13 protein-coding genes are annotated in these 12,067 nt (G+C 73.7%); all 13 read left to right on the forward strand.

The window, feature by feature from the left end; genetic code table 11:
• Positions 1–94, forward strand: a 94-nt coding sequence (locus ABT129_RS38145) for a biotin/lipoyl attachment domain-containing protein (protein WP_502982041.1), incomplete at its 5' end; no start/stop codon positions are given.
• A gap of 110 nt (positions 95–204) precedes the next feature.
• Positions 205–534 (forward strand): TcmI family type II polyketide cyclase, encoded by a 330-nt coding sequence (locus ABT129_RS37605; protein ID WP_351910699.1) that lies wholly within the window; start codon positions 205–207, stop codon positions 532–534.
• Complete coding sequence (locus ABT129_RS37610) at positions 531–1,802, forward strand: beta-ketoacyl-[acyl-carrier-protein] synthase family protein (protein WP_351910701.1); 1,272 nt, start codon at positions 531–533, stop codon at positions 1,800–1,802. The genes ABT129_RS37605 and ABT129_RS37610 overlap by 4 nt, the downstream gene beginning before the upstream one ends.
• Positions 1,799–3,013 (forward strand): ketosynthase chain-length factor, encoded by a 1,215-nt coding sequence (locus tag ABT129_RS37615; RefSeq protein ID WP_351910703.1) that lies wholly within the window; start codon positions 1,799–1,801, stop codon positions 3,011–3,013. The genes ABT129_RS37610 and ABT129_RS37615 overlap by 4 nt, the downstream gene beginning before the upstream one ends.
• Before the next feature lie 70 nt (positions 3,014–3,083).
• Positions 3,084–3,353: an acyl carrier protein gene (locus tag ABT129_RS37620; RefSeq protein WP_351910704.1), complete on the forward strand. Its 270-nt coding sequence runs from the start codon at positions 3,084–3,086 to the stop codon at positions 3,351–3,353.
• Between the two features lie 75 nt (positions 3,354–3,428).
• Entirely contained in the window at positions 3,429–4,226 is a 798-nt protein-coding gene (fabG, locus tag ABT129_RS37625) for a 3-oxoacyl-ACP reductase FabG (protein ID WP_351910705.1), read from the forward strand.
• 82 nt (positions 4,227–4,308) lie between these two features.
• Positions 4,309–5,268: an aromatase/cyclase gene (locus tag ABT129_RS37630; RefSeq protein ID WP_351910707.1), complete on the forward strand. Its 960-nt coding sequence runs from the start codon at positions 4,309–4,311 to the stop codon at positions 5,266–5,268.
• Positions 5,269–5,270: 2 nt separating this feature from the next.
• Positions 5,271–6,884: an FAD-dependent monooxygenase gene (locus ABT129_RS37635; RefSeq protein ID WP_351910709.1), complete on the forward strand. Its 1,614-nt coding sequence runs from the start codon at positions 5,271–5,273 to the stop codon at positions 6,882–6,884.
• 133 nt (positions 6,885–7,017) lie between these two features.
• The gene (locus ABT129_RS37640) at positions 7,018–8,535 is read left to right on the forward strand and encodes an FAD-dependent monooxygenase (RefSeq protein WP_502982042.1); all 1,518 of its coding nucleotides are present in this window, start codon (positions 7,018–7,020) and stop codon (positions 8,533–8,535) included.
• Positions 8,532–9,452, forward strand: a complete 921-nt coding sequence (locus ABT129_RS37645) for an alpha/beta hydrolase (protein ID WP_351910713.1) — start codon at positions 8,532–8,534, stop codon at positions 9,450–9,452. The genes ABT129_RS37640 and ABT129_RS37645 overlap by 4 nt, the downstream gene beginning before the upstream one ends.
• A gap of 9 nt (positions 9,453–9,461) precedes the next feature.
• Positions 9,462–10,871 carry an MFS transporter gene (locus ABT129_RS37650; protein ID WP_351910715.1) on the forward strand — a complete coding sequence of 470 codons (1,410 nt, stop codon included), beginning with the start codon at positions 9,462–9,464 and terminating at the stop codon, positions 10,869–10,871.
• Positions 10,843–11,649: a 4'-phosphopantetheinyl transferase family protein gene (locus ABT129_RS37655; RefSeq protein WP_351910717.1), complete on the forward strand. Its 807-nt coding sequence runs from the start codon at positions 10,843–10,845 to the stop codon at positions 11,647–11,649. Before ABT129_RS37650 ends, ABT129_RS37655 begins: the two co-directional genes overlap by 29 nt.
• A partial coding sequence (locus tag ABT129_RS37660) for a carboxyl transferase domain-containing protein (RefSeq protein WP_351910719.1) occupies positions 11,646–12,067 on the forward strand: 422 nt, incomplete at its 3' end. The genes ABT129_RS37655 and ABT129_RS37660, both read left to right, overlap by 4 nt.

The raw sequence follows: 12,067 nt of genomic DNA on the forward strand, positions 1-12,067 counted from the left end.
CAACGCCCACCGCTCCGGCACCGTCAAGAGCCTCAACGCCGAGGTCGGCGCGTCCATCACCTCCGGCGCCGCCCTCTGCGACATCAAGGACTGAATTTCACGCGGCGGTGCCCTGTCGCCGCGAATTGCATCCCTTTCACGCCGTTTCCCGGCCTTCTTCAGCACGTCCTTTTCCAGGACTTCTTCCGGTGAGGAGAGAACGCAATGCACAGCACTCTGATCGTGGCCCGTATGGAGCCCGGATCGAGCACCGACGTCGCCAAGCTGTTCGCCGAATTCGACGCCTCCGAGATGCCCCATCTCATGGGGACGCGACGCCGTCAGCTGTTTTCGTACCGGGGCCTCTACTTCCACCTCCAGGACTTCGACACGGACAACGGCGGTGAGCTCATCGAACGGGCCAAGACCGACCCGCGGTTCGTCGGGATCAGCGAGGACCTGAAGCCCTTCATCGAGGCCTACGACCCGGCCACCTGGCGCTCGCCCGCCGACGCCATGGCCACCCGCTTCTACACCTGGGAGGCGAACGCGTGACCGCGCGACGCGTCGTCATCACCGGCATCGAGGTCCTGGCCCCCGGTGGCACCGGGTCCAAGGCCTTCTGGGACCTGCTCAGCGAGGGCCGTACGGCCACCCGGGGCATCACCTTCTTCGACCCGGCACCGTTCCGCTCCCGGGTCGCCGCCGAGATCGACTTCGACCCGGCGGCCCACGGACTGAGCCCGCAGGAGGTCCGCCGCATGGACCGGGCCGCCCAGTTCGCGGTGGTCGCCGCACGCGGGGCGGTCGCCGACAGCGGCATCGACCTCGGCGCCCACGACCCGCACCGCGTCGGCGTCACCGTCGGCAGCGCGGTCGGCGCCACGATGGGGCTCGACGAGGAGTACCGGACCGTCAGCGACGGCGGCCGGCTCGACCTCGTCGACCACGAGTACGCGGTGCCGCACCTCTACAACTACCTGGTGCCCAGCTCCTTCTCGGCCGAGGTCGCGTGGGCGGTCGGCGCCGAGGGCCCCAACACCGTGGTCTCCACCGGCTGCACCTCCGGCCTCGACTCCGTCGGCTACGCCGTGGAGCTGATCCGCGAGGGCTCGGCCGACGTCATGGTCGCCGGTTCCTCCGACGCCCCGATCTCCCCGATCACGATGGCCTGCTTCGACGCCATCAAGGCGACGACCAACCGGCACGACGACCCGGCGCACGCCTCCCGGCCCTTCGACGGCACCCGCAACGGCTTCGTGCTCGGCGAGGGCGCGGCCGTCTTCGTCCTGGAGGAGCTGGAGAGCGCCCGCAGACGCGGGGCCCACATCTACGCCGAGATCGCCGGCTACGCCACCCGCAGCAACGCGTACCACATGACGGGTCTGCGGCCCGACGGCGCCGAGATGGCGGAGGCGATCCGGGTCGCGCTCGACGAGGCGCGGATGAACCCGACGGAGATCGACTACATCAACGCGCACGGCTCGGGCACCAAGCAGAACGACCGCCACGAGACCGCCGCCTTCAAGAAGAGCCTCGGGGACCACGCGTACCGGACCCCGGTCAGCTCCATCAAGTCGATGGTGGGCCACTCCCTCGGCGCCATCGGCTCCATCGAGATCGCCGCCTCGGCGCTCGCCATGGAGCACCACGTGGTCCCGCCGACGGCGAACCTGCACACCCCCGACCCCGAGTGCGACCTGGACTACGTGCCGCTCGTCGCCCGCGAGCAGCTGACGGACTCGGTCCTGACCGTCGGCAGCGGATTCGGCGGCTTCCAGAGCGCCATGGTCCTCGCCCGTCCCGAGAGGAAGACCGCATGAGCGCGTCCGTGGTGGTGACCGGCCTGGGCGTCGCGGCGCCCAACGGCCTGGGACGGCAGGACTTCTGGGCCGCGACCCTCGCGGGCAAGAGCGGCATCGGCCGGCTCACCCGCTTCGACCCCTCCGGCTACCCGGCCCGCCTCGCGGGCGAGGTGCCCGGCTTCGCCGCCGAGGAGCACCTGCCGAGCCGGCTGCTGCCGCAGACCGACCGGATGACCCGGATCGCGCTCGTCGCCGCGGACTGGGCGCTCGCCGACGCCGGCGTCAGCCCCGACGAGCAGGGCGAGTTCGACATGGGCGTGGTCACGGCCAGCTCCTCCGGCGGCTTCGAGTTCGGCCAGGGCGAGCTGCAGAAGCTGTGGAGCCAGGGCAGCCAGTACGTCAGCGCGTACCAGTCCTTCGCCTGGTTCTACGCGGTGAACAGCGGCCAGATATCGATCCGCAACGGCATGAAGGGCCCCAGCGGTGTGGTCGTCAGCGACCAGGCCGGCGGGCTCGACGCCGTCGCCCAGGCCCGCCGCCAGATCCGCAAGGGCACCCGGCTGATCGTCTCCGGCGGCGTCGACGCCTCCCTCTGCCCCTGGGGCTGGGTGGCGCAGCTCGCCTCCGACCGGCTGAGCACCAGCGAGGAACCGAGCCGCGCGTACGTGCCCTTCGACCGCGAGGCCCGCGGCCACGTGCCCGGCGAGGGCGGTGCGATCCTCGTCATGGAGGCCGCCGAGGCCGCCCGGGAGCGGGGTGCCCGGATCTACGGCGAGATCGCCGGGTACGGCTCCACCTTCGACCCCCGGCCCGGCAGCGGCCGCGAGCCCGGCCTGCGGAAGGCGATCGAACTCGCCCTGGCCGACGCGGACGTGGCGCCCGGCGACGTCGACGTCGTCTTCGCGGACGCCGCCGCCGTCCCCGAGCTCGACCGCGTCGAGGCCGAGGCGATCAACGGCGTCTTCGGCACCGGGGCCGTCCCGGTCACCGCGCCCAAGACGATGACCGGCCGCCTGTACTCCGGTGCCGCGCCGCTCGACCTCGCCGCCGCGTTCCTCGCGATGGACGAGGGCGTGATCCCGCCCACCGTGCACGTCGATCCCGATGCCGCGTACGGCCTCGACCTGGTCGTCGGCCGGCCCCGTACCGCCGACGTGGACACCGCCCTGGTGCTCGCCCGCGGTCACGGCGGCTTCAACTCCGCGATGGTCGTCCGCTCCGCGCGCTGACCCTCCCCGCGCCGTCCACCGCGCGGCACCCACACCACCCACGTCACCCACCCCGTACAGGAGAAGAACCATGAGCACCCAGCCCTTCACCCTCGACGACCTCAAGCGGATCCTGCGCGAGGGCGCCGGCGCCGCCGAGGGCGTCGACCTCGACGGCGACATCCTCGACAGCCACTTCGAGACCCTCGGCTACGAGTCGCTCGCCCTTCTGGAGACCGGCAGCCGCATCGAGCGCGAGTACTCCATCACCCTCGACGACGACGTGCTGTCCGACGCCGACACCCCGCGCGCCCTCGTCGAGGCCGTCAACACGCACCTGTCGGCCGCCGCCGCCTCCTGACCGATCCGACGACACCCGGGCGCCCCGCACCCGCCGCCCGTACCGCCGCCCCTGGCAGAGAAGAGACGACACCGCATGTCCCAGCAGGAGAAGCAGCAGGAGAAGAGGGTCGCCCTCGTCACCGGAGCCACCAGCGGCATCGGCCTCGCCGTCGCCCGGCTCCTCGCGTCCCAGAACCACCGGGTGTTCCTCGGCGCCCGGAGCGCCGAGAACGTCGCCGCCACCGTCAAGCAGCTCCAGGACGAGGGGTACGAGGTCGACGGCACGACGCTCGACGTGCGCTCCGGCGACGACGTCCAGGCCTTCGTCCGCGCCGCCGTCGACCGCTTCGGCACCGTCGACGTCCTGGTGAACAACGCCGGCCGCAGCGGTGGCGGCGTCACCGCCGACATCACCGACGAGCTGTGGCACGACGTCATCGACACCAACCTCAACAGCGTCTTCCGGCTCACCCGCGAGGCCCTCACCACCGGCGGCATGCGCGAGAAGTCCCGCGGCCGCATCATCAACATCGCCTCGACCGCCGGCAAGCAGGGTGTCGTCCTCGGCGCCCCCTACTCGGCCTCCAAGCACGGCGTCGTCGGCTTCACCAAGGCCCTCGGCAACGAACTCGCCCCCACGGGCATCACCGTCAACGCGGTCTGCCCCGGCTACGTCGAGACGCCGATGGCCCAGCGCGTCCGCCAGGGCTACGCAGCCGCGTACGACACCTCCGAGGACGCGATCCTCGAGAAGTTCCAGTCCAAGATCCCGCTCGGCCGCTACTCCACCGCAGAGGAGGTGGCCGGCCTCGTCGGATACCTCGCCTCCGACACCGCCGCCTCCATCACCTCGCAGGCGCTCAACGTCTGCGGAGGACTCGGCAACTTCTGATCTCCCGCGCCCGACCGGCACCCCCGGTCCGCGCCTTCCGATCCCCGGCGACCAACCCGCCCCATCCCGAGGAGAGTTCACGATGACGACCCGTGAGGTCGAGCACGAGATCACCGTCACGGCCCCGGCCCCGGCCGTGTACCGGCTGATCGCCGAGGTGGAGAACTGGCCGCGGATCTTCCCGCCCACCCTCTACGTCGACCACGTCGAGCGCGGCGAGCGGGAGGAGCGCATCCGGATCTGGGCCACCGCCAACGGCGCTCCGAAGAACTGGACGTCCCGGCGGACCCTGGACCCCGAGAACCTCCGGATCACCTTCCGCCAGGAGGTCTCCACCCCGCCCGTCGCGGCCATGGGCGGCACCTGGATCATCGAGCCGGTCTCCTCGACCGAGTCCCGGATCCGGCTGCTGCACGACTACCGCGCGATCGACGACGACCCCGAGGGCCTGAAGTGGATCGACGAGGCCGTCGACCGCAACTCGCGCTCGGAGCTCGCCGCCCTCAAGACCAACGTCGAACTGGCCCACGCCTCCGAGGAGATCACCTTCTCCTTCGAGGACACCGTGACGGTCGACGGTTCCGCCAAGGACGTCTACGACTTCGTGAACGAGGCGAACCACTGGCCGGAGCGGCTGCCGCACGTCGCCACCGTCCGCTTCGAGGAGGAGACGCCCGGACTGCAGAGCCTGGAGATGGACACCCGGGCCAAGGACGGCTCCACCCACACCACGAAGTCGTACCGGGTGACCTTCCCGCACCACCGGATCGCCTACAAGCAGATCACCCTGCCGGCGCTCATGACCCTGCACACCGGCTACTGGACGTTCGAGGAGAACGAGGACGGCGAGGGCGTCACCGCCTCCTCGCAGCACACGGTCGTCCTCGACACCGGGAACATCGCGCGGATCCTCGGCGCCGACGCCACCGTCGCCGACGCCCGCGACTACGTGCGCACCGCGCTCAGCACCAACAGCCGCGCCACCCTCGGGTACGCCAAGGAGTACGCCGAGGGCAGGGCCCGCACCGAGGGCAAGGGCTGACCATGCCGATCCTGGAGACCGACGTCGTCGTGATCGGAGCCGGGCCGACCGGCCTGATGCTCGCCGGCGAACTGCGGCTCGGCGGTGCGGACGTGATCGTCCTGGAGGCCAGGGACACCCCCACCACCGAGTCCCGGGCCTCCACCCTGCACGCCCGCACCATGGAACTGCTCGACGACCGGGGTCTCCTCGCGGCGCTCGGCACCCCGCCGTCCGAGCCCCGCGGGCACTTCGGGGGCATCCCGCTCGACCTCACCCTGCCCGGTCCCCACCCCGGACAGTGGAAGGTCGAGCAGACCCGGACCGAAGCGCTGCTCCAGGAGTGGGCCACCGGCCTCGGGGCCGACCTCCGGCGCGGCCACGCGCTCCACTCCCTCACGGCGACGGAGACGTACGTCGAGGCCGGGGCGGCCGGCCCGGACGGGGACGAGGTACGGGTCCGGGCCCGGTACCTCGTCGGCTGCGACGGCGAGCGGAGCACCGTACGGGCCCTGGCCGGGGCCGAGTTCCCCGGCCAGGAGGCCCGGCGCGAGCTGCTCCGCGCGGACGTGGCCGGGATCGACGTGCCGAACCGGCGCTTCCAGCGACTGCCCGGCGGACTCGCCGTCGCGGCGCGCAGGGACGGCGTCACCCGGGTGATGGTCCACGCCTTCGGCCGGCCCCCGTCCCCCCGTACCGGGGAGCCGGACTTCGCCGAGGTCGTGGACGTCTGGAAGCGGGTCACCGGCGAGGACATCGGCGGCGGGACCCCGCTCTGGGTGAACGCCTTCCACGACGCCAACCGCCAGCTCACCCACTACCGCGAGGGACGCGTCCTCTGGGCCGGGGACGCCGCCCACCAGCAGATGCCCATCGGCGGCCAGGCCCTCAACCTGGGCCTCCAGGACGCCGTCAACCTCGGCTGGAAGCTGGCCGCGACCGTACGCGGCACCGCCCCGGCCGGGCTTCTCGACACCTACCACGAGGAGCGGCACGCCGTCGGCCGTCAGGTCCTCGCCAACATCAGGGCGCAGGCCCTGCTGCTCCTCGGCGGCCCCGAGGCGGAGCCCGTCCGCTCCCTGCTCGGCCCGCTCATCGGCCTGGACGAGGTACGGACGCACCTGGCCGGGAAGATCTCCGGACTCGACATCCGGTACGGGGCGGGCGCCGGGACCGGCAACGGTGCCGGCGCCGGGGAGGCGGCCGTCCACCCGCTGACCGGTGCCCGGCTGCCCCCCACCGCGCTCGCCGAGGGCCACCGGGCCGTGACCGCGCACCTGCGTGCCGGACGGGGAGTGTGGGTGACGCTGTCCGGCGTCCCCACGGACACCCCTCCGGCCGACGGCACCGGCGCCCCGCCGACCGCCGCCCCGGACGGCGGCACCTGGGCCGCCGCGGCCGCTGCCGTCTCCGAGGCCGTCGCCGCCCGGCCGGGCCTGGTCGGCGTGGCCGCCGCCCGGTCCGTGCCCGGCGGCGCGCTCGACGGCCTCGACGCCGTCCTCGTCCGGCCCGACGGCTATCTCGCCTGGTCCTCGGTGGACGGCGAAGGACCGGAGGCGGCCCTGCGCCGCTGGTTCGGCGCTCCCACCCACCCACCCCGACGAAGGGCTCGGAACCATGCCTCTGATCAGTCCTGACGACGGACACCCGACCGCCGCCGCCGACCGCCTCCGGGCCGGGACCGGGACCTCCGGCGGCCCGCGCGCGGCCTCGTCCGACGGCTCCACGGACGCCGACGTCATCGTCGTCGGCGCCGGTCCCACCGGCCTCATGCTCGCCGGCGAACTGCGCCTCGGCGGCGCCCGGGTCCTCGTCACCGAGCGCCTGGAGCGCCCCACCGGCCAGTCACGGGGCCTCGGCTTCACGGCCCGCGCGATGGAGGTCTTCGACCAGCGCGGGCTGCTGCCCCGCTTCGGCCGGGGCGAGACCCCGGAGACCAGCCCGATGGGGCACTTCGGCGGCGTGCAGTTCGACTACACCGTCCTGGAGGGCGCCCACTTCGGCGCCCGTGGCATCCCGCAGTACACCACCGAGACGGTCCTGGAGGAGTGGGCGGCCGAGCTCGGCGCCGACATCCGGCGCGGCTGGGAGTTCACCGGACTGGCCCAGGACGCCGACGCGGTGGAGATCACCGTCCGCACCCCCGAGGGCGAACGGACGCTCCGCGCGGCGTACGTGGTCGGCTGCGACGGCGGGCACAGCCCGGTGCGCGGAGCCGCGGGCTTCGACTTCCCCGGCACCCCCGCCACCCGCGAGATGTACCTCGCGGACGTCGTCGGCTGCGGCCTGAAGCCGCGCTTCCTCGGCGAACGGCTGCCCGAGGGCATGGTCATGGCCGCGCCGCTCGCCGAGGGCGTCGACCGGATCATCGTCTGCCCGCACGGCACCCCGCCCCGGGACCGCCGCGACTCCGGTGCCGTGGGCTTCGCCGAGGTGGCCGCCGCCTGGCAGCGCATCACGGGCGAGGACATCAGCGGCGGTTCCGCGGAGTGGGTCAGCTCCTTCACCGACACCACCCGGCAGGCCACCGCGTACCGGCGCGGCCGGGTGCTGCTCGCGGGCGACGCCGCCCACATCCACCTGCCGGCCGGCGGGCAGGGACTCAGCACCGGCGTCCAGGACGCCGCCAACCTGGGCTGGAAGCTCGCCGCCGTGGTCCGCGGCTCGGCGCCCGACGGGCTGCTCGACACCTACCACGGTGAACGCCACCCGGTGGGGCAGCGCCTCCTCATGAACACCCGGGCCCAGGGCACGGTCTTCCTCGGCGGCGAGGAGTCGGACCCGCTGCGCGAGCTGTTCACCGAACTCCTCGCGTACGACGACGTGAAGCGGCACCTGGCCGGCGTCGTCAGCGGCCTCGACATCCGCTACGACCTGAGCGGCACCGGCCCGGACGGCGCGGCCGCACCCGGCGACCCGCACGGCCCGCTCGTCGGCGCGCGCCTCGCACCCCGGGCGCTCACCACCGAGGCGGGGGAGACCAGCACCACGCGGCTGCTCCACTCCGCGCAGGGCCTGCTGCTCGACCTCGCCGACGACACGGGGGTACGGGAGACGGTGGCGGCCTGGAAGGACCGGGTGGTCACGGTGACGGCCGTGCCGCGCCCGGTCGACGGCACGGACGCGCTCGCCGGCACGTCCGCCGTCCTCGTCCGGCCCGACGGCCACATCGTGTGGGCCTCGGACGGGCAGGACGTCGCCGGGAGCCTGGAGGCGGCCCTGCTCCGCTGGTTCGGCGCGCCCGCCACGGGCTCCGGCTCCCCATCCGACGGCGGCGCGTCCCGGTGACCACCACGACGAGTGCTCCGGCGGCGCTCCCCACCGGGGGCGTACGCCGGATCGTCCTGGACGGCGCGGGGGTCCCGCTCTCCGCCCTGCTCGCCGAACCGGAGCCCGGGCCCCTCGGGGAACCGGCCGCGCCGCGCGCGACCGTCGTCGCCCTGCACGGCGGCGGCATGAGCGCGGGCTACTTCCACGGGCAGGCCCAGCAGGGCCTGTCCCTGCTCACCCTGGGAGCCCGTCTGGGCTTCACCGTCCTCTCCCTGGACCGCCCCGGATACGGCGAGTCCACCGCCCGACTGCCCCACGGCCAGACACTGAAGGAGCAGTCGGACACCCTGCGCGCCGCCCTCGCCGACCACTCCGCCCGGCACGCCACCGGGGCGGGGCTCTTCCTGCTCGCCCACTCCTACGGCGGGAAGCTGGCGCTCACCGCGGCCGCCGACGACACCGGGGACGCCGGCGCCCCGCTCCTGGGGCTCGACGTCTCGGGCTGCGGACAGGAGTACGCGGTGGGACCCGACGACCTCCCGGGGACCCGCGGCCACGGCCACTGGACCCGGAACTGGGGCGCCCTGCGCCTCTACCCGCCGGGCACCTTCACGGCCAGCGGCGCCCTCGTCGCCCCCATGCCGGAACGGGAACGGGCCGAGGCCCTGCGCTGGCCGGGGATGTTCCCCGACGTGGCGGCCCGGGTCCGTGTCCCGGTACGGCTTACGTTCGCGGAGTACGAGTCGTGGTGGCGCCACGACGAGGCGGCCCTCGCCCGGCTCACCCGACGCTTCACCGCCGCGCCCCGGCTGCTCGTCGAGCGGCTGCCCGGCGCCGGCCACAACATCAGTCTGGGCCTGACGGCCCGTACGTACCATCTGCGGGCCCTCGCGTTCCTGGAGGAGTGCCTCGCGACCCTGCGACCCGAGGTGTGACCCGCGCTCATGGTGAAGGACCGAACGAACACCTTCCGCTCCCTGTCCGTCCGCAACTTCCGGCTCTTCGCGGCCGGGCAGGTGGTGTCGGTGGCCGGGACCTGGACGATGGTCGTCGCCCAGGACTGGCTCGTCCTCGGAATGACCGGCGACTCGGGGACGGCCCTCGGGGTGGTGACCGCCCTGCAGTTCGCCCCGATGCTGCTCCTCACCCTCTACGGAGGGCGCCTCGCCGACCGCTACGACAAGCGGATGCTGCTCACCGCCGCCAACCTGGCCGCCGGGGCGCTCGCCCTGGTCCTCGCGGTGCTCGTGCTGAGCGGCACGGTACGGCTCTGGCACATCTGGCTGCTCGCGCTCGGCATCGGCGTCGTCAACGCGGTCGAGGTCCCCACCCGGATGTCGTTCGTCGGCGAACTGGTCGGGAACGACCTCCTGCCCAACGCCTCCGGCCTGAGCGCCGCGTACTTCAGCGTCGCCCGGGTCGCGGGGCCGGCCCTCGCCGGACTGCTCATCACCGGCTTCGGCACCGGCTGGGCCATCGCCGTCAACGCCGCCAGCTACCTCGCCACCGTGGCGGGGCTGCGCATGATGCGCCCGGAGGAGAACCTCGGAGGAGTCCGGGGCGGGGGCGGCGAGGGCGAGGAGGAGGGCGGGGACGGGGACCCGCGGAGGAACGCCCGGATCATCGACGGACTCCGCTACACGGCCTCGCGCGCCGATCTCACCCTCCCCATGGCCCTGGTCGCGGTGATCGGCCTCTTCGGCATGAACTTCCAGCTCACCCTGCCGCTCCTCGCCAAGACCGTCTTCCACGCCGACGCCACCTCCTTCGGCCTGCTCACCACCGCCTTCGCGGCGGGCTCCCTGCTCGGCGCCATCGCGGGCACCCGACGGAGCGGCCGCCCCGCCGCCCGCACCGTCATCGGCGCGGCCCTCGCCTTCGGGGTGCTGGAGACGGCCGCCGGATGGGCCCCCGGCTTCCTCGGCGCGGTCGTCCTGCTCACGCTCACCGGATTCGCCTCGATCTACTTCGTCCAGGCGGCGAACCACCGGATCCAGCTCGGCAGCGACCCCCGCTACCGGGGCCGCATCCTCGCCCTCTACACCCTGATCCTCCAGGGCTCCACCCCGCTGGGCGCCCTGCTCGTCGGCCTGCTCGCCGAACAGCTCGGCGCCCGCGCGGGCCTCTGGCTCGGCGGTCTGGTCTCCCTGACCGCCGCGCTCGCCGCCCTCGGCGTCGAGTACCGCGGGTCGCGCGGGACCGCCGCCGGGACGGACACCGGCGGCGGCACCCGGGACTCCGCCCCCACCCGGGCCCGCGTCTCCGATTCCACTTCCGCTGCCGACTCCGACTCCGACTCCGACTCCGACGAAAGGCCGGTCCGCGATGCCGCTCCCGAGGGTCGCGGACGATGACCTCCACCTGTGGACGCTGCGCCCGCCCCCGGCGGACTCCGCCCTCGCCCGTGCCCTCGCGACCGGGGAGCTCGACCCCGCCGAACGACGCCGGGCGGCGGAGTACGTACGGCCCGGCGACCGCGTCCAGTACCTGGCGGCGCACCTCGCGCTGCGCCGGATCCTCGCCCGGTACACCGGAGTCCCCGCCGGGCGGCTGCGCTTCGGCAGGGAGGCGTGGGGCCGGCCGGTGCTGCTCGGCGTACCCGACCCGCCGTCCTTCTCGCTGTCCCACAGCCACGGTCTCGTACTGCTCGGCGTGGCACGGCGGCCGGTCGGCGTCGACGTGCAGCGCGTCCCCTCGTACGCGACCGCCGAACTGTGCCGCACCGCGCTCCACCCGGCCGAGCGGGAGGACCTCGCGGAGCTGCCCGAGGAGCGGCTCGCGGAGGCCTTCGCCCGGCTGTGGACCCGCAAGGAGGCCTACCTCAAGGGCCTCGGCACCGGGCTGGCCCGGGGGCTCGGCTCCGACTACCTCGGCGCGGCCGAACGGGCGGGCGCCCGGCGCCCCGCCGGCTGGGCGGTCCTCGACCTGCCGGGCGGACCGGACCACGCGGCGGCCGCCGTGCTGCGCGCCGACACCGCGCCGCGCGTCACGACGAGGGAGCTGCGGGCCGAGCCGCTGGCCGCCCCGTCCACCCCGCACGCGTACGGCACGCACCCGGACCGCTCGCACGACTCTCACGACACGCACGACTCGCACGACATGCACACCGAAAGGGGAGTGGGAAGCGCATGACCACGACGTCCACGGCCGGAGAAGCCCTCGCGGACCGTCTCGCCGAACTCGGCAGGCTCCGGGAGCTGGCTCAGGAGGGTCCCGACCCCCAGGCCACCGCACGCCAGCACGCCAAGGGCAAACTGACCGCCCGCGAGCGGATCGCGCTGCTGCTCGACAAGGGGAGCTTCACGGAGATCGAGCAGTTGCGCCGGCACCGGGCCGTGGGTTTCGGCCTGGAGGCGAAGAAGCCGTTCACCGATGGTGTGATCACCGGTTGGGGGACGGTCGAGGGCCGTACGGTCTTCGTGTACGCGCACGACTTCCGGATCTTCGGTGGCGCGCTGGGTGAGGCGCACGCGACGAAGATCCACAAGATCATGGACATGGCGATCGCGGCGGGTGCTCCGCTGGTGTCGCTGAACGACGGCGCGGGCGC

It is taken from the genome of Streptomyces sp. NPDC002057 (assembly GCF_040296665.1).
Classification (GTDB): domain Bacteria; phylum Actinomycetota; class Actinomycetes; order Streptomycetales; family Streptomycetaceae; genus Streptomyces.